The organism is Pseudoalteromonas rubra (assembly GCF_001482385.1).
In the GTDB taxonomy this organism is placed as follows: domain Bacteria; phylum Pseudomonadota; class Gammaproteobacteria; order Enterobacterales; family Alteromonadaceae; genus Pseudoalteromonas; species Pseudoalteromonas ardens.
This window is the reverse complement of record NZ_CP013611.1, coordinates 2,502,173-2,525,925: the sequence shown is the minus strand read 5'-3', so window position 1 is coordinate 2,525,925 and position 23,753 is coordinate 2,502,173. Positions and strand designations below refer to the sequence as shown.

Below are 23,753 nucleotides of genomic sequence, written 5' to 3'. Positions count from 1 at the left end.
ACTGTCTATCCCTTGCAACCTGCAGGCAATTCAGGGGGCTGAGCTATGTAAAGCTAACTGTGAGCCGACGGCAATTTTACTTTACCTTTAATGGCTAGAGTAAAAAGGTGACTGTTATTCTTATTGGTTATATTGAACATCAATCGTAAGGACTCTGTCGCTGTGTCTGGATCCGTTATAATAGTGACCCATTTCTGAACGGAGGTCATTATGTATCAGCATTTATGGGAATCAGGTGACGCAGTCGCCCTGGAGGTGGGTAAAGCGGTATGTGTGGGTCGCAATTACGTGGCACATGCCAAAGAGCTAAACAACCCAATACCCGATAGCCCCCTGCTATTTATCAAACCAGCTTCGGCATTTTGCCATTTTCAGTCGCCATTGGTACTCAATACCACGCTGGGTGAGCACCACTATGAAGCTGAACTCGTACTGCTGGTAGGGGAGACCATAGATAATCACACCCGTGAACCGTTGCAACACATCTGTGGAATTGCGACTGGACTGGACCTGACACTCAGGGAGTTACAGAGCAAATTAAAACAACAGGGGCACCCATGGGAGTGTGCCAAGGCGTTTGATAACAGTTGCAGTCTGACCCCATTCAGAGCCGTGAATGGCCTGGATGAAAACAATGTGCTGCACTATCGATTTTGGCAAAATGACGCGCTTAAGCAGCACGGAGACAGCAGTCTGATGATTTTTTCACTGACGAGCTTGCTGACTGAGATCAGCCGATATTTTACCCTGAACCCGGGTGATATCGTTATGACGGGCACCCCTCAAGGGGTTGGTGCATTAAAAGAAGGCGACACTCTGGTGTTGCAGCTCCAGGATGCCCCTCAGTATAGCGCGGTGGTGACCGTCAGGCGTTAAGGTGCGCAGAAGCGGGTTCAGCCTTTGGCTCTTTAACCACAGGCGGATCTTACTGATTGAGTGACGGACTGAACAGCAACACGATGTCCAACACCGACAAGGCGCCAATCCGTACGCCAGGTTATAGGTCGCAGCGAACCCCTGAACAGGGTTTGTTCTCTTTCTGCCTCATGAAAGCGCTCCGCAAACCTTGCGTAAGTGTCCCACTCAGGGCAAGCGCATCTTTACGCTCCTTCTCGCTGATACCGTAGCATGTAGAGCGTATCTATAATGTGCAACTCGGTGGTGTGTGAATTATGCACTTCTACCGTGTTCAAATCGTGTTTCTATTGTTTTTTGTCTGCTGGCGATATTGCACTTTATGTTATTTTGTCGGTCACTTTTGAGAATCATCGTTACTAAGGAATAAATCATGAAAATTAAGCAATTGGGCACGCCATTTAGTGCGACCGCGTGTAAGGTGCTGTTATGTGGCGGCGGGGAGCTGGGCAAAGAGGTGGTGATCGAGTTCAAACGTCTGGGCGCAGAAGTGGTGGTGTTGGATAGGTATGATAACGCGCCTGCTATGCAAGTTGCCGATCGCAGTTATACCTTGTCTATGCTGGACGGTAATCAACTGGCTGCAATTATTGAGCAGGAACAACCAGACTATATTGTGCCAGAGATCGAAGCAATTGCGACCGATACATTAGTGGCGCTTGAACAACAGGGGTTTACTGTGGTGCCTTCTGCAAAAGCCACACAGCTCACCATGAACCGCGAAGGGATCCGTCGTCTGGCAGCCGAAGAGTTGGGCCTGGCCACTTCACCTTACCGCTTTGTCGACACACAGCAGGAGTTTATCCGTGCCGTTGCGGAGATTGGCATGCCTTGTGTGATTAAACCTATCATGAGCTCTTCAGGCAAAGGACAAAGCGTGGTGCGCAGTGAGGCTGATCTGGAAGCCGCCTGGGCTTATGCACAGCAAGGCGGACGCGCAGGTCAGGGCAGAGTAATTGTGGAGGGCTTTGTTGATTTTGACTATGAAATTACCCTGCTGACAATTCGCCATATTGATGGCACCAGTTTCTGTGAGCCGATTGGTCATGTGCAGGAGGGGGGCGATTATCAGCAAAGCTGGCAACCCCAGGCGATGTCTGAGGTGGCATTGTCGCGAGCCAAAGCGATGGCAGAGCAGGTCACAGAAGCACTGGGCGGACGCGGGTTGTTTGGGGTCGAACTGTTTATTAAAAACGATGATGTGTATTTTAGCGAAGTCTCACCACGGCCTCATGATACCGGCATGGTGACCCTGATCTCTCAGGACCTCAGTGAATTTGCCTTGCATGTGCGGGCGATCCTGGGGTTGCCAATTCCCAACATTCATTGTCACGGCCCGTCTGCTTCCAGTGTTATACTGGTCAACGGCACGTCACAGCAGCTTAGCTTCACTCAGGTTGCTGAAGCATTGAGTGAAACAAATACCGACCTGCGTTTATTTGGCAAACCTGAGGTGGTGGGTCAACGCCGGATGGGTGTGGCACTGGCGCGTGATGCAAGTTGTGAGCTGGCCATAGACAAAGCAAAACGAGTAAGTTCAACCATAGGCACGATTTTATGACAAACAAGGTAATGGGCGATCTGGTCGCCGGGTTCTGGCGCTTACTGGACTGGCAGCAAAGCCCGGCTCAGACTCTGGATTTTGTAAAGCAACTGACAGAGTTGGGTATACGAGACACCGATCATGCTGACATTTATGGCCAGTACGAGTGTGAAGCGGCTTTTGGTCGTGCACTGGCGTTGCAACCGTCGGTTCGGGAACAGATCAGCATCATCACCAAATGTGGCATTCGCCCCGCGCTGGCCAGCAAAGGGCTAGCGGGTAAAGCCAATCACTATGATTCAAGTCAGGCCCACATTATTGCCTCAGTGCAGCAGTCATTGCAGCACTTTGGTACCGATCGCATTGATACTTTGTTGATCCACCGCCCGGATTATCTGATGGACGCCGATGAAGTGGCAGAGGCGTTTACCCGGCTTAAGCAAAATGGTGATGTATTGCATTTTGGGGTGTCGAATTTTACACCTTCCCAGCTGAGTCTGTTGCAGTCTCGCCTCGATTTTGAGCTTGTGACCAATCAGATCGAGTTTTCACCTTATGAGATGAAAGCACTGGATGATGGCACTTTAGATCAGTGTCAACAGTTGCGTATGCATCCTATGCTGTGGTCACCATTGGCAGGTGGGCGTATCTTTGCCGAGACAGAAGCCAAAGCGCTGCGGTTGCGTGACTGTCTGAATGCAGTGGCTGAGGAAGTGGGTGCCAGTGGCATTGATGCGGTGATCTATGCCTGGTTGCTGATGCACCCAAGTAAACCATCCGTGGTGCTGGGGACCGGTAACATCGAACGGGTGCATACCGCCGTGGCGGCACGTGCGCTGACGTTATCCCGTGAGCAATGGTATCGCATCTGGCAGGCATCGACCGGCCATAGTGTGCCTTAATAAGTCGGGTCGCCGGGTTTAGAGTGTAAAGTCCAGCGCGTAACTCACATAAGCCTTGATGTCATCATCGGCATCAAGGTCTGTCTTGACCAGTCCCAGAGTGAGCCCGCCTGTGCTCAGGCTGACGCCATAATCCATGTAGCTGTCATCTTCACCCGTCCATTCCATGACGGTATCGCCGCTGGAGCGACCGAGGTGCAGACTCAATTCAGATTCAGAAAACACCGGGAACGCGGCGTTGAGTTCTAGGTACAGCATATCTTCTTCCGTGCTTGAATCGCTCTGTGCTGTGGTCAGGTGGCTGAGTTTGAGGGAGAAATACTGCCAGCCAACCGACGCATAGAGTTCGCCAAAGTCGATATCGCCAGCGGCATCTGGATAGGCATAATGAATGTAGCCCAGGTCATAACTGAGCTGCTTGAATTCGCCACTGAACCCCGCGTAGAGATCCAGTTCATAACTGGTACTTGCTGTGTCCCCAAAATCTACGTTGGATGCCCAGGCTCCAAGATAAAATCCTTTCCCGCTGTCATAGTCCAGCCCGCCAGAGACGGCGGCGCCATCATCCGATTGGGTGATCCCACGCCAGAAGTAATTGGAGCTGGCGGCCACATTGGTGCTAACGGAAGCTGATGTATCGGCCAACGCCAGTGGGTGAGCGAGTAGCAGTGAGATTGCACAGATTAATGAGTGTTTATTGTTCATGTAGAGTCCTCTGGAGCACAAAGTGGTTGTCGCCCAGGAGGTTGCAATGGCTAAGCCAGCCTTGAGGAAAAGACGAAGTTCAATTTTACTATCTTGATTTTAATGAATATATTTTCAATCAGGCAGTGTAACTATATGAGGTAAAGAAAGTCAGATGCACGCAGTTGGTGCATTTTTGTTCGCTGTTGCACAATGATCAGGCAGATTATAACTACCTGATCATAGGGACAAATTGCTCGGTTAGCCGAGTGGTTACCCGAAAATTGCGCGCATCAGTGAAATGGTTTCGTCGACGCTACGGCCTTTTTCTACTTCAGCGATGATAGAGTCGCGCTTGGCACGAATGTGTTCCGGAATGCTGTCGTCACTCAGTGCCCGATCGACCAAGGTCTCTGCTGACTCTTTGCTGCGGCGGGTGGTTCTGGCGGTGCTGCCAGAACTTGTTCGTTTTGGCTTATTTAATAGCTTGTAGTAGTTAGAGCTTTGTGGCGTGTCTTTGTCTGCATAGAAAAAGAAGCATGGCAATAAGGCCTTAATGGCGAGCAGTCTGGCTTCAGATTCGTCTGCTGCATTGCCTGTTGCAAACCAGGGCATCTTATTGATGGCCACGACAACGTCTTGCCAGTAACGCTCGAAATCTCGGTTGGTCAGTTTGGCAATGCCGAGTGCCTGACACAGGGCGTCCAGTTTACTGTTAACCAGCGGGGTGAACACATCCGGGCGACGCATTGCAAGCAGACGAGTGGCAGGCGCCAGAGTGGGTTTTTCATCACTGTGACTGAATGCCATCAGGTACGCCAGTACAAACTCCTGATAGTGCTGCTGTGTGATTTCGCCTTCGAGCGGAATATGGGCCAGTGCCGTATCGAACTCACCGGGTAAGTCGGCGAGTAACTGATGGAATCCCTTGGCACTTTTGGTTGAGGCAAACCACTCAACATCGAATTGGTACACACTGGTATCCAGGCTGGCAGCATGTTTACCACTGAATGCCAGACGGTCTTCGTTGATCATATCCTGTAACGGCGTAGCACGTAATGGAGCCAGGTACTCAATGAGCTTGAGCTGTTCTTCCAGTGCCAGCTCTGATTCACGTTGACGAATGAATTCGCAGATCATCGGCCAGGGCGCAATACGCAGTGTTTTCAGCTGCAAAAAACTGATGGCGCTGATCAGCATGTCCTGAAGCTTTTTCACGATAGGCAACTGATGATCGTCCAGCAGCTCAAAATTAATGCGGTTCTTAGCTACATCCAATAGCTCATAGCACCATCCCAGAAAGTCTTCTGGATGATTTTCAACCTTAACGGCCATCAGATTGAGACTGACCTCGGTCGCCTGTTTCAGGATGTTCTGGTAAATCTGACTTTCTTGTTCGCCCAAAGCCATGTTCGACGGTGAAATGAGCAGCTTCTTCATGTCGCAGCGGTTCTCCAACTAGAGGGTTAATTCAGACTATTCAGTTTAGCGAAAGGTCGGTAAAACTGACAAGGGCGTGGATCATACCGGGATCTCCAACAAGTGCAATGCGAGATATGGCGGATTGAAAAATCTTCCGGGGTGAAGGTGAATTTATCAACCAAATCGCTATCATAGAATGAGTCATAGATGATTTATAAAGGAAGAGATATGAAACGCGTGCTCAAATTGGTCGGCGCACTGATACTTGTGTTGGTGATTGCTGTTGTGGTCGCCCCTATGCTGATCCCGACCTCGACCATCATTGCGCAGCTGGAGCAACAGGTTGAAGCAAATACCGGGCGTAAGCTCGACATTGCAGGCGACAGTGAGCTCAGTATTCTGCCGCGCCTGAATATTACCCTCAACGATGTTCGTTTTGAGAACATGCCAGGAGGCAGTCAGCCACACATGCTGACGATGGACCAGCTGGCTGTGCATATCCCCTGGGTTTCTCTGTTTTCGGGGGAGTTTCAGTTAGAACAGTTTGTGATCCGCAACCCGAAAATTTTGCTTGAAAAGAACGCTGCGGGTCAGGCCAACTGGGTACTGGCGTTAGGCAAGGGAACCGCATCAGATACGCCAGCAGAGCAGGCTCCGAGCGCGTCGGGTCCTGTGGTACTGCCAAAAGGATTCGATATTGCGCTGGGTGAGGTTGCTATTTATGGGGGAGAGCTGATATACGCTGATGCCACATCAGGTGCGCGGCACGCGATTTCAGACCTGGCACTGACGATTACACTCCCCTCGTTGTATAAGGCGCTGGAGTTAAATGGCAAGGTGGCTTTTCAGGGTGAAACGTTTGCGCTCAATATGACGGTTGATACGCCCGCAAAAGCCATAGAAAGTAAAGACTTTAGCTTTTCTCAAGCATTGGAGTCGCGTCTGGTGAATCTGACCTTTGATGGCCAGATCACTGAGCAGGGCAAAGTGTTCGGCGGGGCACTGACATTATCTGGCGATTCAGTGAAAGACATTGCCCAGTGGCAAAAGGTTGACCTGAAAGCGAAGCCTCAAGCGTTTAATCAGTTTGAAGTAGCCGGAGAAATGCGTTTTGCCAGTAACGTATTTGCACTGCAGTCTTTAAAAGCCAAACTGGACAAGCTGGGCATTCAGGGACGCAGTGAGATCACATTAGGCGAACGCCTGAGTGTGAATGCGGATGTGGATTTAGGGATGCTGGACCTCAACCCGTATTTACCAGAGCCGGTTGAGGCACCTGAGCAGCCCAAAAGCGCACCGGGTGAACCACAGCCGATTGTCTGGGATGACAGTGAAATTGATCTGTCGGCGTTGAATATGCTGGATGCCAATGTCGTGATCCGCTCCAGTGGTTTACGTGCCAGAGAAATTAAACTGGGTGCTAATCAGTTCTCAGTCGCGCTCAACAAAGGCAAAGCAAAATTGTCGATGGATAAGTTTGCTGCCTATGAAGGACAGGGCAAAGGGGTTGTGCATGTTAATGCCGCGTCTAAGCCTTATCAGGTGACCACCAATTTTGCCCTGAATGGTATTAATGCCGAGCCGCTTTTGACCGATGCAATAGGGTTTGACAAGGTATTGGGTAAGGGAAGCCTGAACTGGGACCTCGAGACCCGAGGTGTCAGTCAGAAGCAATTTGTTTCGGCACTGGCTGGCGAACTGGCGTTTGAGTTTAAAGATGGGGGTGTCAAAGGAGCAAACCTGGCGGAGATGGTGCGCAAAGGAAAAGAAATGCTCAAAGGGAATTTCTCTTCGGTTTCTGAGGGGGTGAACGCCGATTTTGACCCGGATCAGAAAACAGATTTCTCTGCGCTGACCGGAAGCTTCCAGTTCCTTAACGGGGTTGGTCGTAACCGCGATCTGAATCTGGCAAGTCCATTAATTCGCATCACCGGAGAAGGGGAAGTCGATCTGCCCAAAACGTACGTCAACTATCGGGTCGTGACCGGCATTGTAGATACCATTGAAGGCCAGCAGAGCCAGGATGACAGCACTGGCTTTAAAATCCCGGTCAGAATTAAGGGGCCATTCCATCAAGTGGAGACTAAGTTGGATTTAAGTGGCGCGGCCAAAGACAAAGCCAAAGACGCGGTTAAAGAGAAGCTCAAAGATAAGTTAAAGGGCTTTTTTGGCGGATAGTCTCGGTCAATCAGGTAATACATCGGGCCTTGCTGCCCGGTGTATTATGCCCGTAATTCATAACCTTAACACTTTCATAAGCATCCTTCAGAAAACCTTAAGTCCCGAAGTATACGTGGCTTTGTCACACTCATATCCTCCTCGCCAAGACCCTGAACCATTTACCCGGAGTGACATATGATAAATAAACGACAACTTCTTATCCTACTATGCGGTATGCTGAGCCATGCGTGCGTCCTGGCAGACACACACAGTGCGACTGAACAATCGCATATGACGACTTTCCAATACCCGCAGGGCGCACGCAATGCGGTTAGTCTGACTTTTGATGATGCCAGAGAGAGTCAACTTGACGTGGGCATCCCTATTCTCGAACAACACGGGATCAAAGCGACTTTCTACGTTATGCCAGAACCGGTGGGGGCACGCCTTAAGGACTGGCGCAAGGTGGTAAAAATGGGTCATGAGCTGGGCAATCACACGTTGTCTCATTTGTGCACCGGTAACTTCGACTGGCTGAGAGCGCGGAATAAGGGGTTAGAACAGGTTAATCTTGCCTGGCTGGAACAGGATATGAAAACCCAGCTGGGTGTTGAGCCTAAGAGCTTTGCCTATCCGTGTGGCAATACCTTTGTTGGCCGTGGTGCACAGGTAAAAAGCTACGTTCCGCTAATTGCCCGACATTTTGAGACTGGCCGTACCTGGCTGGATGAAACCGCAAACAATCCGGTTTATACCGATTTCGCTCAGCTCACCGGGATAAAAATGGATGGCTTGACCTTTGAGGAGCTAAAAGCAACCATCGAAGCGCTGCGGGAAAACAACAAATGGATTATCCTGGCTGGACACGAGGTGGGCGAAAACGGCCGTTACAGTGTCGATGCAAGGGTGCTGTCACAATTAATTCAATATTTAAATGCGCCGCAAAGCGGTTACTGGGTGGACACTGTCGAAAAGGTCGCCAGTTACATAAAAATGCACCGCAAAGAACCTGAATAGTCTGTTTTTTGTTCACAGATAAGAGGTTATGTCGATTGCGTTTGTAATCGTTTTGCATAATTAGTTTGGTAGTGTGACTTGTGAAGATTTGGTTTGTCCCCATATCCCTGTTTTACAGCAAGTTCGGCACAGTAGCGCACTCAAATTAATTAAAAATTGAACTATCTTTAGCGCTGCTTTGCTGTTACAATTGCCCGCCCTTGAAGCACGACACGTTCGTAATTTGAGTGGAAATTAATCTAAATGCTTGGGTTTTAAACAAAATCTAGGCGTGTTGTAATTACACCGGAGCTCATCAAGATGATCCAAATGCAAACTCAGCTGGACGTTGCTGATAACAGCGGCGCTCGCAAAGTGCAGTGTATTAAAGTCTTAGGTGGTTCGCACCGTCGCTACGCAGCGGTTGGCGACATCATTAAAGTTTCTGTTAAAGAAGCGATTCCTCGCGGTAAAGTGAAGAAAGGTGATGTTAAAAACGCAGTAGTTGTGCGCACCAAAAAAGGCGTTCGTCGTCCAGACGGTTCTTTGATCCGTTTCGACAGTAATGCTGCTGTTATCCTTAACGATAGCCTACAGCCGATCGGAACTCGTATCTTCGGCCCTGTGACTCGTGAACTACGTAACGAAAAGTTCATGAAGATCGTTTCACTAGCACCAGAAGTACTATAAGGAGTCGATCATGGCAGCAAAAATCCGTCGTGATGACGAAGTAATCGTACTAGCCGGTAAAGACAAAGGTAAGCGCGGTAAAGTGCTTTCACTTGTAACTGAAACTGGTCGAGTATTTGTCGAAGGCATCAATATCATCAAAAAGCACCAGAAGCCTGTACCACAACTACAGCAAGCTGGCGGCATTGTTGAGAAAGAAGCGTCTATCGACGTATCTAATGTCGCGATCTTTAATGCCGAAACTGGCAAAGCAGATCGTGTAGGTTTTAGATTTGAAGACGGTAAAAAAGTCCGTTTCTTCAAGTCTACTGGTAAAACTATCTAATAGTTGGAGTAGACGATGGCGAAACTGCATGAAGTGTACAAAGACAAAGTAGTAAAAGAACTTTTCGAAAAGTTCGGTTACAGCTCTGTCATGCAAGTCCCTCAGATCGAAAAGATCACACTAAACATGGGTGTGGGCGAAGCCCTAGCTGACAAGAAAATTCTAGAGAATGCAGTAGCAGACCTAGAAGCTATCTCTGGTCAGAAGCCTCTGGTAACTAAAGCACGCAAATCTGTTGCTGGCTTTAAGATCCGTGAAGGTTACCCAATTGGCTGTAAAGTAACCCTACGCGGCGAGCGTATGTGGGATTTCCTAGAGCGTCTAGTCTCTATCGCGATGCCACGTATTCGTGACTTCCGCGGTGTTAGCGCAAAGTCTTTCGACGGTCGCGGTAACTATTCTATGGGCGTACGTGAGCAAATCATCTTCCCAGAAATCGATTATGATAAAGTCGACCGTGTTCGCGGTATGGACATCACAATCACTACTTCTGCGAAAACAGATGACGAAGGCCGTGCGTTGTTAGAAGCGTTCAACTTCCCATTCAAAAAGTAAGGGTAGGGTTATGGCAAAGAATTCAATGAAAGCACGTGACGTAAAACGTGCTAAATTAGTTGCTCAGTATGCTGAAAAGCGTGCTGCGTTAAAAGCTATCATCAGCGATGTTAACGCATCTGATGATGAGCGTTGGGATGCAGTGTTAAAGCTACAGTCTTTACCACGCGATTCTAGCCCTTCACGTCAACGTAATCGTTGTAACATCACGGGCCGCCCACATGGTTACCTTCGCAAGTTCGGCATGAGCCGTATCAAAGTTCGCGAAGCTGCTATGCGCGGTGAAATTCCTGGCCTTAAAAAGGCTAGTTGGTAATAGAATCACGGGAGTAAGACATGAGCTTGCAAGATCCAATTGCGGATTTGTTTACACGCATCCGTAACGGTCAGACTGCGAAGAAGGTATCTGTAACTATGCCAACTTCAAAGCTGAAAGTAGCTATTGCTAAGGTACTAAAAGACGAAGGTTACATCGGTGACTTCGCAGTATCTGGTGACGTTAAAGCAGAATTGACTATCGAACTTAAGTACTTCGAAGGCAAAGCTGTTATCGAAAACATCCAGCGTGTTAGCCGCCCTGGTCTACGTATCTATAAGAGACGTGACGAATTACCAAAGGTAATGGGTGGTCTAGGTATCGCTATCGTATCAACTTCTAAAGGCCTGATGACAGACCGCGCTGCGCGTAACGCTGGTGTTGGTGGTGAAATCATTGGCTTTGTAGCTTAATCGGAGGGGAACTATGTCTCGTATAGCGAAGGCTCCTATTACTGTTCCTGCCGGTGTTGAAGTTACAGTTAACGGCCAGGACATCAAAGTTAAAGGCAAAAACGGTGAATTAACGCGCACTATCAATGCTGCGGTTGAAGTTTCACTTAACGACAACGTTATCACTACAACTCCACGTGAAGTTGCTAACGCTTGGGCTCAAGCGGGTACTGCACGTGCGTTGATCAATAACATGATCATTGGTGCTAACGAAGGTTTTGAGAAGAAACTACAACTTGTAGGTGTTGGTTACCGTGCAGCAGTTAAGGGTAAAGTATTAGACTTGACTCTTGGCTTCTCTCACCCAGTGAACTTCGAGATCCCAGCGGGTATCACTATCGAAGCTCCAAGCCAAACTGAAATTGTTGTTAAGGGCGCAGACAAGCAGCTTGTTGGTCAAACTGCTGCGAACATTCGTTCATACCGTGAGCCAGAGCCTTATAAAGGTAAAGGTGTACGTTATGCTGACGAATACGTGCGTCGTAAAGAGGCTAAGAAGAAGTAAGGTAAGACGATGGATAAGAAAACAGCTCGTCTACGTCGTGCTAAGCGCACTCGTAGAAATATTATCGAACAGGGCACAACTCGCCTTGTTATCCACCGCACGCCACGTCACATTTACGCTCAAGTGATCAACGCTGAGGGTAGTGTACTGGCTGCTGCTTCTACTGTTGAAAAAGCAATTGCTGAAACAGTTAAAGGCACAGGCAACATCGAAGCGGCTCAAGCAGTTGGTAAAGCAATCGCTGAGCGCGTAGCTGACAAAGGCGTTGAAAAAATCGCTTTTGATCGCAGTGGCTTTAAATATCACGGCCGTGTGAAGGCGCTTGCTGATGCAGCGCGTGAAGCCGGTCTGCAATTCTAGGAGTAGACAATGGCTAACGTAGAAGCAAAAGCACAACAGCCTGAATTGGCTGAAAAGCTAATCGCGGTAAACCGTGTGTCTAAAGTAGTTAAAGGTGGTCGTATCTTTAGCTTCACAGCACTGACTGTAGTTGGTGACGGCGCAGGTAAAGTAGGTTTCGGTTACGGTAAAGCACGTGAAGTTCCAGCTGCTATTCAAAAAGCAATGGAAAAAGCACGTCGTAACATGATCTCAGTAGACCTTAACGGTCATACTTTGCAGCACCCTATCAAGGGTCGCCATGCTGGTTCTAAAGTATACATGCAGCCCGCATCAGAAGGTACAGGTATCATCGCCGGTGGTGCGATGCGTGCAGTACTAGAAGTTGCTGGTGTACAGAACGTACTTTCAAAAGCATACGGTTCTACTAACCCGATCAACATCGTTCGTGCAACAGTTTCAGCTCTAGAGAACATGAATTCTCCAGAGGGTATTGCTGCTAAACGTGGTCTTAGCGTTGACGAAATTTTGGGGTAAGACACCATGGCAAACACAGTAAAAGTAACTCAAGTACGTAGCTCAATCGGTCGTTTACCGAAGCATAAAGCTACATTACGTGGCCTTGGTTTACGTCGTATCAACCACACTGTTGAGCTAGAAGATACGCCAGCAGTTCGCGGTATGATCAACCAAGTTTCTTACATGGTTAAGGTAGAGGGTTAATTCGATGCATTTGAATACACTTTCACCTGCTGCTGGTGCAAAGACAGCTGGTAAGCGTGTTGGCCGTGGTATCGGTTCTGGTCTTGGTAAGACTGGTGGTCGTGGTCACAAAGGTCAAAAATCACGCTCAGGCGGTAAAGTACGCGTTGGTTTCGAAGGCGGTCAAATGCCTATGCAACGTCGTCTGCCTAAGTTCGGTTTCACTTCTCGCAAATCTCTAGTATCTGCTGAAGTAAACCTATACGAAATCGCTAAAGTTGAAGGCGATACGGTAGACGTAAGCGCGTTACAAGCAGCTGGTATTGTTAAAAAGAACATCCAGTTCGTAAAAGTTGTTAAATCTGGCGAAGTTTCACGCGCAGTTACCGTTAAAGGCATTAAAGTGTCTAAAGGTGCTCGCGAAGCTATCGAAGCTGCCGGAGGCAAGGTAGAAGACTAAGGAAGTACACTATGGCTAAACCAGGTCAAGATATGCAAAGCGCACAGAGTGGGCTAGCGGAACTGAAGCGCCGACTACTGTTTGTATTGGGTGCTATCATTATTTACCGTTTAGGTTCGTTCGTGCCGATCCCTGGGATTGATGCCGCCGTACTTGCCGAATTCTTCGAGCAACAAAAGGGCACCATTGTTGAAATGTTCAACATGTTCAGCGGTGGTGCGCTTGAGCGTGCCTCGGTACTCGCGCTGGGTATTATGCCCTATATCTCAGCTTCAATTATTATGCAGCTATTAACGCACATACATCCTGCGATGATAGAACTTAAGAAAGAAGGTGAGCAAGGTCGTAAGAAGATCAGTCAGTACACGCGTTATGGTACGCTTGTGCTTGCTACATTCCAGTCTATCGGTATTGCTACTAACCTTCCTAATATGATGGATGGGTTGGTCGTAAATCCTGGTTTCGGTTTCTATTTCACCGCTGTGGTGAGTTTAGTAACCGGTACTATGTTCCTGATGTGGCTGGGCGAACAAATTACAGAGCGTGGTATTGGTAACGGTATCTCTGTTCTGATTTTTGTTGGTATTGTAGCTAACCTGCCGTCTGCAATCGGTTCGACAGCAGAAATGGCGCGTCAAGGTGATCTGAACGTATTAGCTTTGGTTGTAATTTCGGTAATCGTATTCGCCGTTACTTACTTGGTAGTGTTCTTTGAGCGTGGTCAACGTCGTATCGTTGTTAACTACGCAAAACGTCAGCAAGGTCGTCAGGTCTTTGCAGCGCAGAGCACGCATTTACCATTGAAAGTTAACATGGCGGGTGTTATTCCACCAATCTTTGCTAGCAGCATCATTTTGTTCCCTGGTAGAATTGCAAGCTGGTTCGGTCAAGGTGAAGGTCCAGTTGCTGACTTCTTACAGGCTGTCTCTGCAGTGTTGACTCCTGGTCAACCTCTGTATGCGATGGTACTTGCAGCAGCGATTATCTTCTTCTGCTTCTTCTACACTGCGTTGGTATTTAACCCGCGTGAGACAGCAGACAACCTGAAGAAATCTGGCGCATTTATTCCAGGCATTCGCCCAGGTGAGCAGACATCTAAATACATTGATAAAGTAATGACACGCCTGACTTTGGCCGGTGCGTTGTATATTACCTTTATCTGTCTGGTGCCCGAGTTTATGACCATGGCGTGGCAAACGCCGTTCTACTTCGGCGGTACATCAATTTTGATTATCGTTGTGGTTATCATGGACTTTATGGCACAAGTACAGACCCATCTGATGTCTCATCAGTATGATTCTGTGCTGAAAAAAGCGAACCTTAAAGGCTACGGCCGCTAAGGTCTGTTTACGGAGTTGAGTAATGAAAGTACGTGCTTCCGTTAAGAAAATCTGCCGTAACTGTAAAGTTATCAAACGTGCCGGTGTGGTACGCGTGATCTGCAGTGAGCCTAAGCACAAGCAAAGGCAAGGCTAAGAAATCTAGTCGTGCAGGCTAAGTAGTTTACTTAGCCTGTTTCATTGGTAAAACCTGAATGTCGGTTGGGTATCCTATACGGGCTTTCCAGCAAGATGATAATCAGGTTTATTTATAGGAGATATGTTAGTGGCCCGTATCGCAGGCATTAACGTTCCTGATCATAAGCATGCTGTTATCGGTTTAACAAGCATCTATGGTGTAGGTAAAACTCGCGCTAAGGCTATCTTAGCTGCGACTGGTATCGCTGAAACTACTAAAATCGGCGATTTAAACGACGAAACTCTTGACATCCTTCGTGAAGAAGTTGGCAAGTACACTGTTGAAGGTGATCTTCGTCGTGAAGTTACACTAAACATCAAGCGTCTTATGGACCTTGGTTGTTTCCGTGGCTTACGTCACCGTCGTTCGCTTCCACTACGTGGTCAGCGTACTAAGACTAACGCGCGTACTCGTAAGGGTCCTCGCAAGCCTATCAAGAAATAAGGTGGGGTAAGTTATGGCAAAAGCACCAATTCGTCGTAAAAAGGTCAAAAAGCAGGTTGTTGACGGCATGGCTCACGTTCATGCATCTTTCAACAACACTATTGTGACCATCACTGACCGTCAAGGCAATGCTCTTTCTTGGGCGACTGCAGGTGGTTCAGGTTTCCGTGGTTCTCGTAAGTCTACTCCTTTCGCTGCACAGGTTGCTGCAGAGCGTGCAGGTACTGCTGCTCAAGAGTACGGTCTTAAGAACCTAGAAGTATTCATCAAAGGTCCAGGTCCAGGCCGTGAGTCTGCTGTTCGTGCATTGAATGCTGCTGGTTTCCGTATCACAAACATCACTGACGTGACGCCAATCCCACATAATGGTTGTCGTCCACCGAAGAAACGTCGCGTATAATTAATAGGTTAGGAGAAAGAACATGGCAAGATATTTGGGCCCTAAGCTCAAGCTGAGTCGTCGTGAAGGTACTGACCTGTTCCTTAAAAGCGGCGTAAGAGCAATTGACTCTAAGTGTAAACTAGAAACAGCACCTGGTCAGCATGGCGCACGTAAAGGTCGTCTATCTGACTACGGTCTACAGCTACGTGAAAAGCAAAAAGTTCGTCGTATCTACGGTGTACTTGAAAAGCAATTCCGTAACTACTACAAAGAAGCTGCTCGCCTTAAAGGCAACACAGGTGAAAACCTGCTTCAGCTTCTAGAGCAACGTCTAGACAATGTTGTATATCGCATGGGTTTTGCAAGCACACGTGCTGAAGCACGTCAGCTAGTAAGCCACAAAGCGATTATGGTTAATGGTCGTGTTGTTAATATTCCTTCTTTCGTAGTTACTCCAGAAGATGTGGTAGTAATTCGCGAGAAGTCTAAAAAGCAAGCGCGTATCATCGCTGCTCTAGAGTTGGCTGAGCAACGCGAAAAGCCAACTTGGGTTGAAGTTGACGGTTCAAAAATGGAAGGTACTTTCAAGCGCCTACCAGAGCGTTCTGATCTGTCTGCGGACATTAACGAACAACTAATCGTCGAACTTTACTCGAAGTAAAGTTAAGAGTTAAGAGAGGATAAAATGCAGGGTTCTGTAACCGAATTCCTAAAACCAAGATTAGTCGATATCGACGCTGTAAGCTCAACGCGTTCTAAAGTAGTTTTAGAGCCTCTAGAGCGTGGTTTCGGCCACACACTAGGCAATGCTCTACGTCGTATACTTCTTTCATCTATGCCTGGTTGTGCTGTGACAGAAGTTGAAATTGACGGTGTATTGCACGAGTACAGCGCGAAAGAAGGCGTACAAGAAGACATCATTGAAATTCTGTTGAACCTGAAAGGTCTGGCAGTATCTCTAGAAGGTAAAGATGAAGTTTTCCTTACCCTGACTAAGTCTGGTGTAGGCCCTGTGACTGCGGCTGATATCCAGCACGACGGAGACGTGACTATTGCCAACCCTGAGCATGTGATCTGTCACCTTACGGCTGACAATAGTGAGATCAGCATGCGCATTCGCGTTGAGCGTGGTCGCGGTTATGTACCGGCGTCTAGTCGTTTATCCTCTGATGACGATGAGCGCCCAATCGGCCGTTTGCTGCTTGATGCATCATTCAGTCCGGTTGAGCGTATTGCGTACTCGGTTGAGTCAGCTCGTGTTGAGCAACGCACAGACTTAGACAAACTAATCATCGATATGGAAACGAACGGCACTTTGGATCCTGAAGAAGCGATCCGTCGTGCGTCTACTATTCTTGCTGAGCAGCTGGAAGCATTCGTAGATCTACGTGATGTTTCTGAGCCGGAAGAAAAAGAAGAGAAGCCAGAGTTCGATCCTATTCTGCTTCGTCCAGTCGATGACTTAGAGCTAACTGTACGTTCTGCGAACTGTCTGAAAGCCGAGCAAATTCAATATATCGGTGACTTAGTACAGCGTACTGAAGTAGAGCTTCTGAAAACACCAAACCTTGGTAAGAAGTCTCTGACTGAAATTAAAGACGTGCTAGCTTCACGTGGTCTTTCTCTGGGCATGCGCCTGGAAAACTGGCCACCTGCAAGTCTGGCTGAGTAATCTAAGTTACTATATTAGTTTAGTTAGAAGGATAGGGTCATGCGCCATCGTAAGAGTGGTCGTCAATTAAACCGTAACAGCAGCCATCGCAAAGCGATGTTCAGCAACATGGCTGGTTCTTTGGTGAAGCACGAAATCATCAAAACTACTTTGCCTAAAGCGAAAGAGTTGCGCCGTGTAATTGAGCCTTTAATCACACTGGCTAAGACTGACAGCGTAGCAAACCGTCGTTTAGCGTTTGCTCGCACGCGTGATAAAGAAGTAGTTGGTAAATTGTTCTCTGAGATCGGTCCTCGTTTCGCGGATCGTCCAGGTGGTTACACTCGTATTCTGAAGTGTGGCTTCCGTGCAGGTGACAACGCGCCAATGGCTTACATTGAACTACTAGATCGCCCAGTTGCGACTGAAGAAGTTCAAGAAGACGCGCAGTCTGCAGAGTAAGTCTTACTAGTTAAGACACAGAAAAGCCGGGCAATGCCCGGCTTTTCTACGTCTGGTGAAAAGTATTTCACCAGACTTATCCACTGACCTTATCCACTGACTTAGAAGTTCCAGTGAAGTAAAATACCAACGTGATTCGCATCAATCTTGTTGGCACGTGCAAGTTCGTTTGCAACAGAATAGCGGCCGATCTTTGAGACTTCATAATCGACTACGCTGTATCTTAATTCAAGGCTGGCACTCCAGTTTTCGAATGTGTACATACCTGACACGATGAACTTACCTGCATTGTCAAATTCAATATCATTGCCGAAGTCATTTTCTAGCTCAACCGATGAATCTATGCCTACACCGAGCCCCAGTTTGATTTGTTCATTTGCTTAATAGTAAGGGATAGCTTCCCATGCAAAACGACTAAATGTGAGATCGCCATTTTCTGCGTCTGCAGAATCAAGATGAATAGATGCATTCAGACGAATATCGAACGTCTGGCTGAGTGCATAGTTGAATCCGCCACCAAGAATTAATCCAGATCCTGCTTTTACGCTGTTGTCACTATCATCTTCGTACACCAATGTCCCTAGTGTGTCACCACCGAAGGTATAACCAGCGGTTGCTGAGAAGGATAGTGGGTTTGTGATGTCTTCTGATGCATACGCGGTTGTAGAGAGTGCAGCTAATACAGCCAAACTGAACTTTTTCATGATCTTCCTATTTTAATCAAATAATTCGGCGGGAATTCTTTATAAAAAGAGAGAGTTTGTACAGAAATTGAGGAAATACACATAAGTAAAGGTGTATAAATGAGCATCTTGCCTTATTTTTGTCCGAACGCGCTGTTTTTCTCACTTTTCTTCAAAAAAGGGGTTGCGCTGGGTTTCGATTTCCCTATAATGCGCATCCACCGACACGGAGCACAACGCTGAAAAGCAACGGGCCAGCGAGTTGGGAGTCAAATAAAACTTGGTTCTGAAATTTTTCAAAATTAAGTGTTGACATAGAATGGGAAGTGATTAGAATGCACAACCCTCAGCGCTAACAGCGCAGCGACATTAAGTCGCACTGTTCTTTAAAAATATGAAGCAATCATCTGTGTGGGCACTCGTACAGATTGAGTTCTAACAGCGGATTTCAGTTTACTGAATGACGCACAAAAATTTAGAGTCTCAACTGAACTGAGTGACTAACATAGTCAATTCGTTTTGATTTTACTTTTTTAAAAGTAGAAACAGACAAAATCAGAATTCATTGAGCATGGTTTGAAGTTTACTCCAAACAAAAAACTTTTAATTGAAGAGTTTGATCATGGCTCAGATTGAACGCTGGCGGCAGGCCTAACACATGCAAGTCGAGCGGTAACATTTCTAGCTTGCTAGAAGATGACGAGCGGCGGACGGGTGAGTAATGCTTGGGAACATGCCTTGAGGTGGGGGACAACCATTGGAAACGATGGCTAATACCGCATAATGTCTACGGACCAAAGGGGGCTTCGGCTCTCGCCTTTAGATTGGCCCAAGTGGGATTAGCTAGTTGGTGAGGTAACGGCTCACCAAGGCGACGATCCCTAGCTGGTTTGAGAGGATGATCAGCCACACTGGAACTGAGACACGGTCCAGACTCCTACGGGAGGCAGCAGTGGGGAATATTGCACAATGGGCGCAAGCCTGATGCAGCCATGCCGCGTGTGTGAAGAAGGCCTTCGGGTTGTAAAGCACTTTCAGTCAGGAGGAAAGGTTAGTAGTTAATACCTGCTAGCTGTGACGTTACTGACAGAAGAAGCACCGGCTAACTCCGTGCCAGCAGCCGCGGTAATACGGAGGGTGCGAGCGTTAATCGGAATTACTGGGCGTAAAGCGTACGCAGGCGGTTTGTTAAGCGAGATGTGAAAGCCCCGGGCTTAACCTGGGAACTGCATTTCGAACTGGCAAACTAGAGTGTGATAGAGGGTGGTAGAATTTCAGGTGTAGCGGTGAAATGCGTAGAGATCTGAAGGAATACCGATGGCGAAGGCAGCCACCTGGGTCAACACTGACGCTCATGTACGAAAGCGTGGGGAGCAAACAGGATTAGATACCCTGGTAGTCCACGCCGTAAACGATGTCTACTAGGAGCTGGGGTCTTCGGACAACTTTTCCAAAGCTAACGCATTAAGTAGACCGCCTGGGGAGTACGGCCGCAAGGTTAAAACTCAAATGAATTGACGGGGGCCCGCACAAGCGGTGGAGCATGTGGTTTAATTCGATGCAACGCGAAGAACCTTACCTACACTTGACATACAGAGAACTTACCAGAGATGGTTTGGTGCCTTCGGGAACTCTGATACAGGTGCTGCATGGCTGTCGTCAGCTCGTGTTGTGAGATGTTGGGTTAAGTCCCGCAACGAGCGCAACCCTTATCCTTAGTTGCCAGCGATTCGGTCGGGAACTCTAAGGAGACTGCCGGTGATAAACCGGAGGAAGGTGGGGACGACGTCAAGTCATCATGGCCCTTACGTGTAGGGCTACACACGTGCTACAATGGCATATACAGAGTGCTGCGAACTAGCGATAGTAAGCGAATCACTTAAAGTATGTCGTAGTCCGGATTGGAGTCTGCAACTCGACTCCATGAAGTCGGAATCGCTAGTAATCGCGGATCAGAATGCCGCGGTGAATACGTTCCCGGGCCTTGTACACACCGCCCGTCACACCATGGGAGTGGGTTGCTCCAGAAGTGGATAGCTTAACCTTCGGGAGGGCGTTCACCACGGAGTGATTCATGACTGGGGTGAAGTCGTAACAAGGTAGCCCTAGGGGAACCTGGGGCTGGATCACCTCCTTATCGACTTAGAACTAATTTGTTCGAAGTGTCCACACAGATGATTGTTGCTTAGTAAGGTAACTTACTGAGTGATATTGCTCTTTAAAAATTTGGAAAGCTGATATTAAATTCTCGGAATGACAATGAAAGTTGTTGTTCTATAGAGTTTTCGAAAGAAAAATGCCGATAAATTCGAAAGAATTTATTAGCGTCTACTTTAGTATTACTTAACTTCTGGCGAAGTTAAAACTGTCTTTGACACTACAATTCAAAACTATTTTGGGTTGTATGGTTAAGTGACTAAGCGTACACGGTGGATGCCTTGGCAGTTGGAGGCGATGAAGGACGTACTAACTTGCGATAAGCCTAGTTGAGCCAGTAAGAGGCGCTTGAGACTAGGATTTCCGAATGGGGAAACCCGGCCCTTTGGGTCATCATGCAGTGAATACATAGCTGTATGAAGCGAACGCGGAGAACTGAAACATCTAAGTACCCGTAGGAAAAGAAATCAACCGAGATTCCGAAAGTAGCGGCGAGCGAAATCGGATTAGCCCTTAAGCTTTAATGTAGTTAGTGGAACATTCTGGAAAGTATGACGATACAGGGTGACAGTCCCGTACACGACAACTTATTTAAAGTGAAATCGAGTAGGTCGGAGCACGTGAAACTTTGACTGAATATGGGGGGACCATCCTCCAAGGCTAAATACTCCCAACTGACCGATAGTGAACCAGTACCGTGAGGGAAAGGCGAAAAGAACCCCTGTGAGGGGAGTGAAATAGAACCTGAAACCGTGTACGTACAAGCAGTAGGAGCCCCTCGAGGGTGACTGCGTACCTTTTGTATAATGGGTCAGCGACTTATATTCTGTAGCAAGGTTAACCATTTAGGGGAGCCGTAGCGAAAGCGAGTCTTAACTGGGCGCTTAAGTTGCAGGGTATAGACCCGAAACCCGGTGATCTAGCCATGGGCAGGTTGAAGGTCAGGTAACACTGACTGGAGGACCGAACCCACTAACGTTGAAAAGTTAGGGGATGACCTGTGGCTAGGAGTGAAAGGCTAATCAAACCGGGAGATAGCTGGTTCTCCCCGAAATCTATTTAGGTAGAGCCTCGGACGAATACTTACGGGGGTAGAGCACTGTTAAGGCTAGGGGGTCATCCCGACTTACCAACCCTTTGCAAACTCCGAATACCGTAAAGTACTATCCGGGAGACACACGGTGGGTGCTAACGTCCATCGTGGAGAGGGAAACAACCCAGACCGTCAGCTAAGGTCCCAAAGTGTATGTTAAGTGGGAAACGATGTGGGAAGGCTAAAACAGCTAGGAGGTTGGCTTAGAAGCAGCCATCCTTTAAAGAAAGCGTAATAGCTCACTAGTCGAGTCGGCCTGCGCGGAAGATGTAACGGGGCTAAACATACCACCGAAGCTACGGCTGCGAACTTAGTTCGCGGGGTAGGGGAGCGTTCTGTAAGTGGCTGAAGGTGTGCCGGGAGGCATGCTGGACATATCAGAAGTGCGAATGCTGACATGAGTAACGATAATGCGGGTGAAAAACCCGCACGCCGGAAGACCAAGGGTTCCTATCCCATGTTAATCAGGGTAGGGTGAGTCGACCCCTAAGGCGAGGCTGAAGAGCGTAGTCGATGGGAAACGGGTTAATATTCCCGTACTTGGTATAAATGCGATGGGGGGACGGAGCAGGCTAGGCAAGCATGGCGTTGGTTGTCCATGTGAAAGGCTGTAGGCTGGTGACTTAGGAAAATCCGGGTCGCTAAGGCTGAGAGTCGAGACGAGCCACTACGGTGGTGAAGTTGTTGATGCCCTACTTCCAGGAAAAGCCTCTAAGCTTCAGTTTATATCGAATCGTACCCTAAACCGACACAGGTGGTCAGGTAGAGAATACTAAGGCGCTTGAGAGAACTCGGGTGAAGGAACTAGGCAAAATTGTACCGTAACTTCGGGAGAAGGTACGCTCTTACTTGTGAAGACTTCGCGTCGTAAGCAGGCGAGAGCCGCAGTGACCAGGTGGCTGGGACTGTTTATTAAAAACACAGCACTGTGCAAAATCGTAAGATGACGTATACGGTGTGACACCTGCCCGGTGCCGGAAGGTTAATTGATGGGGTTAGCTTAGGCGAAGCTCTTGATCGAAGCCCCGGTAAACGGCGGCCGTAACTATAACGGTCCTAAGGTAGCGAAATTCCTTGTCGGGTAAGTTCCGACCTGCACGAATGGTGTAACCATGGCCACGCTGTCTCCACCCGAGACTCAGTGAAATTGAAATCGCAGTGAAGATGCTGTGTACCCGCGGCTAGACGGAAAGACCCCGTGAACCTTTACTACAGCTTGGCACTGAACATTGACCCTACATGTGTAGGATAGGTGGGAGGCTTTGAAGCGCAGTCGCTAGATTGCGTGGAGCCGTCCTTGAAATACCACCCTTGTAGTGTTGATGTTCTAACTTAGGTCCCTGATCGGGATTGAGGACAGTGCCTGGTGGGTAGTTTGACTGGGGCGGTCTCCTCCCAAAGAGTAACGGAGGAGCACGAAGGTTGGCTAAGTACGGTCGGACATCGTACGGTTAGTGTAATGGTAGAAGCCAGCTTAACTGCGAGACAGACACGTCGAGCAGGTACGAAAGTAGGTCATAGTGATCCGGTGGTTCTGAATGGAAGGGCCATCGCTCAACGGATAAAAGGTACTCCGGGGATAACAGGCTGATACCGCCCAAGAGTTCATATCGACGGCGGTGTTTGGCACCTCGATGTCGGCTCATCACATCCTGGGGCTGAAGTCGGTCCCAAGGGTATGGCTGTTCGCCATTTAAAGTGGTACGCGAGCTGGGTTTAGAACGTCGTGAGACAGTTCGGTCCCTATCTGCCGTGGGCGTTTGAGAATTGAGAGGGGCTGCTCCTAGTACGAGAGGACCGGAGTGGACGAACCGCTGGTGTTCGGGTTGTCATGCCAATGGCATTGCCCGGTAGCTACGTTCGGAATCGATAACCGCTGAAAGCATCTAAGCGGGAAGCGAGCCTCGAGATGAGTTCTCACTTTAACTATAAGTTAACTGAAGGGCCGTTGAAGACTACAACGTTGATAGGCGAGATGTGGAAGTGGTGTGAGCCATTGAGCTAACTCGTACTAATTACCCGTGAGGCTTAACCATACAACGCCAAAGTGGTTTTGTTTGTTAGAAGTTAAGAAATAAAGTAGACGATAAGAATTTAATACGCTTTTCCAGATTTTAGTGAGATGTTGATAAACATCTTGCACACAGAATTTCCTGGTGAACATAGCATTTTGGAACCACCTGACCCCATGCCGAACTCAGTAGTGAAACGAAATAGCGCCGATGATAGTGTGGGGTTTCCCATGTGAAAGTAGGACATCGCCAGGGCCTAATAAAAGAAAGCCCGATTCGAAAGAGTCGGGCTTTTTTGCGTTTGGAGTAATTTAAAGAAGCTGTAGATAGAATGGCGTTGTCGCCTATTCATCCATGAAGCTGGTACTAGCAGTCTTTGGGGACA

At 48.1% G+C, this 23,753-nt stretch carries 26 protein-coding genes and 3 rRNA genes; 25 read left to right on the top strand and 4 right to left on the bottom strand.

Annotated features, from left to right (window positions below):
- Nucleotides 1–210: 210 nt before the first annotated feature.
- The 3 genes from AT705_RS11095 to AT705_RS11085 all read left to right on the top strand — a co-directional run bounded on the left by AT705_RS11095 (nucleotide 211) and on the right by AT705_RS11085 (nucleotide 3,360).
- Nucleotides 211–876, top strand: a complete 666-nt coding sequence (locus tag AT705_RS11095) for a fumarylacetoacetate hydrolase family protein (RefSeq protein ID WP_058796626.1) — start codon at nucleotides 211–213, stop codon at nucleotides 874–876.
- A gap of 412 nt (nucleotides 877–1,288) precedes the next feature.
- Nucleotides 1,289–2,476, top strand: coding sequence for a formate-dependent phosphoribosylglycinamide formyltransferase (gene purT, locus AT705_RS11090; RefSeq protein WP_058796625.1), 1,188 nt, complete (start codon nucleotides 1,289–1,291; stop codon nucleotides 2,474–2,476).
- Nucleotides 2,473–3,360 (top strand): aldo/keto reductase, encoded by an 888-nt coding sequence (locus AT705_RS11085; protein WP_058796624.1) that lies wholly within the window; start codon nucleotides 2,473–2,475, stop codon nucleotides 3,358–3,360. Before purT ends, AT705_RS11085 begins: the two co-directional genes overlap by 4 nt.
- Nucleotides 3,361–3,378: 18 nt before the next feature.
- Here the strand turns inward: AT705_RS11085 and AT705_RS11080 are convergent, their stop codons facing one another.
- Both AT705_RS11080 and AT705_RS11075 read right to left on the bottom strand, forming a co-directional pair.
- Nucleotides 3,379–4,065, bottom strand: a complete 687-nt coding sequence (locus tag AT705_RS11080; protein ID WP_082668973.1) for a TorF family putative porin — start codon at nucleotides 4,063–4,065, stop codon at nucleotides 3,379–3,381.
- A gap of 252 nt (nucleotides 4,066–4,317) precedes the next feature.
- Nucleotides 4,318–5,484, bottom strand: coding sequence for a hypothetical protein (locus AT705_RS11075; protein ID WP_058796623.1), 1,167 nt, complete (start codon nucleotides 5,482–5,484; stop codon nucleotides 4,318–4,320).
- Between the two features lie 210 nt (nucleotides 5,485–5,694).
- Between AT705_RS11075 and AT705_RS11070 the strand changes: the two genes are divergently transcribed.
- From AT705_RS11070 to rplQ, 19 genes are all read left to right on the top strand, one after another.
- Nucleotides 5,695–7,644, top strand: a complete 1,950-nt coding sequence (locus AT705_RS11070) for an AsmA family protein (RefSeq protein WP_058796622.1) — start codon at nucleotides 5,695–5,697, stop codon at nucleotides 7,642–7,644.
- A gap of 177 nt (nucleotides 7,645–7,821) precedes the next feature.
- Nucleotides 7,822–8,643: a polysaccharide deacetylase family protein gene (locus AT705_RS11065; protein ID WP_058796621.1), complete on the top strand. Its 822-nt coding sequence runs from the start codon at nucleotides 7,822–7,824 to the stop codon at nucleotides 8,641–8,643.
- A 300-nt stretch (nucleotides 8,644–8,943) separates the two neighbouring features.
- Complete coding sequence (rplN, locus tag AT705_RS11060) at nucleotides 8,944–9,312, top strand: 50S ribosomal protein L14 (protein WP_010386947.1); 369 nt, start codon at nucleotides 8,944–8,946, stop codon at nucleotides 9,310–9,312.
- 10 nt (nucleotides 9,313–9,322) lie between these two features.
- A complete protein-coding gene (rplX, locus tag AT705_RS11055; protein WP_010386946.1) occupies nucleotides 9,323–9,637 on the top strand; it encodes a 50S ribosomal protein L24 in 315 nt (104 codons plus the stop codon).
- A 15-nt stretch (nucleotides 9,638–9,652) separates the two neighbouring features.
- Entirely contained in the window at nucleotides 9,653–10,192 is a 540-nt protein-coding gene (gene rplE / locus AT705_RS11050) for a 50S ribosomal protein L5 (RefSeq protein ID WP_010386945.1), read from the top strand.
- A 10-nt stretch (nucleotides 10,193–10,202) separates the two neighbouring features.
- Complete coding sequence (gene rpsN / locus AT705_RS11045) at nucleotides 10,203–10,508, top strand: 30S ribosomal protein S14 (RefSeq protein WP_010386944.1); 306 nt, start codon at nucleotides 10,203–10,205, stop codon at nucleotides 10,506–10,508.
- Between the two features lie 20 nt (nucleotides 10,509–10,528).
- A complete protein-coding gene (gene rpsH / locus AT705_RS11040) occupies nucleotides 10,529–10,921 on the top strand; it encodes a 30S ribosomal protein S8 (RefSeq protein ID WP_010386943.1) in 393 nt (130 codons plus the stop codon).
- Nucleotides 10,922–10,934: 13 nt separating this feature from the next.
- Nucleotides 10,935–11,465 carry a 50S ribosomal protein L6 gene (gene rplF, locus AT705_RS11035; protein ID WP_010386942.1) on the top strand — a complete coding sequence of 177 codons (531 nt, stop codon included), beginning with the start codon at nucleotides 10,935–10,937 and terminating at the stop codon, nucleotides 11,463–11,465.
- A 9-nt stretch (nucleotides 11,466–11,474) separates the two neighbouring features.
- Nucleotides 11,475–11,825, top strand: a complete 351-nt coding sequence (rplR, locus tag AT705_RS11030) for a 50S ribosomal protein L18 (RefSeq protein WP_049865984.1) — start codon at nucleotides 11,475–11,477, stop codon at nucleotides 11,823–11,825.
- A gap of 9 nt (nucleotides 11,826–11,834) precedes the next feature.
- Nucleotides 11,835–12,341, top strand: a complete 507-nt coding sequence (gene rpsE / locus AT705_RS11025) for a 30S ribosomal protein S5 (protein ID WP_010386940.1) — start codon at nucleotides 11,835–11,837, stop codon at nucleotides 12,339–12,341.
- Nucleotides 12,342–12,347: 6 nt separating this feature from the next.
- The gene (gene rpmD / locus AT705_RS11020) at nucleotides 12,348–12,527 is read left to right on the top strand and encodes a 50S ribosomal protein L30 (RefSeq protein WP_010378276.1); all 180 of its coding nucleotides are present in this window, start codon (nucleotides 12,348–12,350) and stop codon (nucleotides 12,525–12,527) included.
- Between the two features lie 4 nt (nucleotides 12,528–12,531).
- On the top strand, nucleotides 12,532–12,966 hold the full coding sequence (gene rplO / locus AT705_RS11015) for a 50S ribosomal protein L15 (RefSeq protein ID WP_010386938.1): 435 nt from the start codon (nucleotides 12,532–12,534) through the stop codon (nucleotides 12,964–12,966).
- 11 nt (nucleotides 12,967–12,977) lie between these two features.
- Entirely contained in the window at nucleotides 12,978–14,306 is a 1,329-nt protein-coding gene (gene secY, locus AT705_RS11010) for a preprotein translocase subunit SecY (protein ID WP_058796620.1), read from the top strand.
- A 22-nt stretch (nucleotides 14,307–14,328) separates the two neighbouring features.
- Nucleotides 14,329–14,442, top strand: coding sequence for a 50S ribosomal protein L36 (rpmJ, locus tag AT705_RS24900; protein WP_002959476.1), 114 nt, complete (start codon nucleotides 14,329–14,331; stop codon nucleotides 14,440–14,442).
- Nucleotides 14,443–14,571: 129 nt separating this feature from the next.
- A complete protein-coding gene (rpsM, locus tag AT705_RS11005; RefSeq protein WP_010386936.1) occupies nucleotides 14,572–14,928 on the top strand; it encodes a 30S ribosomal protein S13 in 357 nt (118 codons plus the stop codon).
- A gap of 13 nt (nucleotides 14,929–14,941) precedes the next feature.
- The gene (gene rpsK, locus AT705_RS11000; RefSeq protein ID WP_010386935.1) at nucleotides 14,942–15,328 is read left to right on the top strand and encodes a 30S ribosomal protein S11; all 387 of its coding nucleotides are present in this window, start codon (nucleotides 14,942–14,944) and stop codon (nucleotides 15,326–15,328) included.
- Between the two features lie 22 nt (nucleotides 15,329–15,350).
- Nucleotides 15,351–15,971: a 30S ribosomal protein S4 gene (gene rpsD, locus AT705_RS10995; RefSeq protein WP_010386934.1), complete on the top strand. Its 621-nt coding sequence runs from the start codon at nucleotides 15,351–15,353 to the stop codon at nucleotides 15,969–15,971.
- Between the two features lie 24 nt (nucleotides 15,972–15,995).
- Nucleotides 15,996–16,982, top strand: coding sequence for a DNA-directed RNA polymerase subunit alpha (locus AT705_RS10990; protein ID WP_010386933.1), 987 nt, complete (start codon nucleotides 15,996–15,998; stop codon nucleotides 16,980–16,982).
- 39 nt (nucleotides 16,983–17,021) lie between these two features.
- Entirely contained in the window at nucleotides 17,022–17,423 is a 402-nt protein-coding gene (rplQ, locus tag AT705_RS10985; RefSeq protein WP_010386932.1) for a 50S ribosomal protein L17, read from the top strand.
- A 101-nt stretch (nucleotides 17,424–17,524) separates the two neighbouring features.
- On the opposite strand, the gene AT705_RS25235 is transcribed toward rplQ, so the two are convergent.
- Both AT705_RS25235 and AT705_RS10980 read right to left on the bottom strand, forming a co-directional pair.
- Complete coding sequence (locus AT705_RS25235; protein ID WP_157576746.1) at nucleotides 17,525–17,686, bottom strand: hypothetical protein; 162 nt, start codon at nucleotides 17,684–17,686, stop codon at nucleotides 17,525–17,527.
- Nucleotides 17,687–17,803: 117 nt separating this feature from the next.
- Nucleotides 17,804–18,127, bottom strand: a complete 324-nt coding sequence (locus AT705_RS10980) for a hypothetical protein (protein WP_058796619.1) — start codon at nucleotides 18,125–18,127, stop codon at nucleotides 17,804–17,806.
- A 583-nt stretch (nucleotides 18,128–18,710) separates the two neighbouring features.
- Here AT705_RS10980 and AT705_RS10975 point away from each other — a divergent pair.
- From AT705_RS10975 to rrf, 3 genes are all read left to right on the top strand, one after another.
- Nucleotides 18,711–20,243, top strand: a 16S ribosomal RNA gene (locus AT705_RS10975).
- A 269-nt stretch (nucleotides 20,244–20,512) separates the two neighbouring features.
- Nucleotides 20,513–23,392 (top strand): 23S ribosomal RNA (locus tag AT705_RS10970).
- Nucleotides 23,393–23,508: 116 nt separating this feature from the next.
- Nucleotides 23,509–23,623 (top strand): 5S ribosomal RNA (gene rrf, locus AT705_RS10965).
- The 16S, 23S and 5S rRNA genes sit together here, the layout of an rRNA operon.
- The last annotated feature ends 130 nt before the right edge of the window (nucleotides 23,624–23,753 follow it).

Coding starts and splice junctions, on each gene's coding strand:
- AT705_RS11080 (WP_082668973.1), bottom strand. CDS start 4,065: ATGAACAATAAACACTCATTAATCTGTGCAATCTCACTGCTACTCGCT.
- AT705_RS11095 (WP_058796626.1), top strand. CDS start 211: ATGTATCAGCATTTATGGGAATCAGGTGACGCAGTCGCCCTGGAGGTG.
- rplX (WP_010386946.1), top strand. CDS start 9,323: ATGGCAGCAAAAATCCGTCGTGATGACGAAGTAATCGTACTAGCCGGT.
- AT705_RS11075 (WP_058796623.1), bottom strand. CDS start 5,484: ATGAAGAAGCTGCTCATTTCACCGTCGAACATGGCTTTGGGCGAACAA.
- rpsK (WP_010386935.1), top strand. CDS start 14,942: ATGGCAAAAGCACCAATTCGTCGTAAAAAGGTCAAAAAGCAGGTTGTT.
- AT705_RS10990 (WP_010386933.1), top strand. CDS start 15,996: ATGCAGGGTTCTGTAACCGAATTCCTAAAACCAAGATTAGTCGATATC.
- rpsH (WP_010386943.1), top strand. CDS start 10,529: ATGAGCTTGCAAGATCCAATTGCGGATTTGTTTACACGCATCCGTAAC.
- AT705_RS25235 (WP_157576746.1), bottom strand. CDS start 17,686: ATGTACACATTCGAAAACTGGAGTGCCAGCCTTGAATTAAGATACAGC.
- rplF (WP_010386942.1), top strand. CDS start 10,935: ATGTCTCGTATAGCGAAGGCTCCTATTACTGTTCCTGCCGGTGTTGAA.
- rpmJ (WP_002959476.1), top strand. CDS start 14,329: ATGAAAGTACGTGCTTCCGTTAAGAAAATCTGCCGTAACTGTAAAGTT.
- rpsN (WP_010386944.1), top strand. CDS start 10,203: ATGGCAAAGAATTCAATGAAAGCACGTGACGTAAAACGTGCTAAATTA.
- AT705_RS11065 (WP_058796621.1), top strand. CDS start 7,822: ATGATAAATAAACGACAACTTCTTATCCTACTATGCGGTATGCTGAGC.
- secY (WP_058796620.1), top strand. CDS start 12,978: ATGGCTAAACCAGGTCAAGATATGCAAAGCGCACAGAGTGGGCTAGCG.
- rplQ (WP_010386932.1), top strand. CDS start 17,022: ATGCGCCATCGTAAGAGTGGTCGTCAATTAAACCGTAACAGCAGCCAT.
- rpsD (WP_010386934.1), top strand. CDS start 15,351: ATGGCAAGATATTTGGGCCCTAAGCTCAAGCTGAGTCGTCGTGAAGGT.
- AT705_RS11070 (WP_058796622.1), top strand. CDS start 5,695: ATGAAACGCGTGCTCAAATTGGTCGGCGCACTGATACTTGTGTTGGTG.
- purT (WP_058796625.1), top strand. CDS start 1,289: ATGAAAATTAAGCAATTGGGCACGCCATTTAGTGCGACCGCGTGTAAG.
- rplO (WP_010386938.1), top strand. CDS start 12,532: ATGCATTTGAATACACTTTCACCTGCTGCTGGTGCAAAGACAGCTGGT.
- rplR (WP_049865984.1), top strand. CDS start 11,475: ATGGATAAGAAAACAGCTCGTCTACGTCGTGCTAAGCGCACTCGTAGA.
- rpmD (WP_010378276.1), top strand. CDS start 12,348: ATGGCAAACACAGTAAAAGTAACTCAAGTACGTAGCTCAATCGGTCGT.
- rplN (WP_010386947.1), top strand. CDS start 8,944: ATGATCCAAATGCAAACTCAGCTGGACGTTGCTGATAACAGCGGCGCT.
- AT705_RS10980 (WP_058796619.1), bottom strand. CDS start 18,127: ATGAAAAAGTTCAGTTTGGCTGTATTAGCTGCACTCTCTACAACCGCG.
- rplE (WP_010386945.1), top strand. CDS start 9,653: ATGGCGAAACTGCATGAAGTGTACAAAGACAAAGTAGTAAAAGAACTT.
- rpsE (WP_010386940.1), top strand. CDS start 11,835: ATGGCTAACGTAGAAGCAAAAGCACAACAGCCTGAATTGGCTGAAAAG.
- AT705_RS11085 (WP_058796624.1), top strand. CDS start 2,473: ATGACAAACAAGGTAATGGGCGATCTGGTCGCCGGGTTCTGGCGCTTA.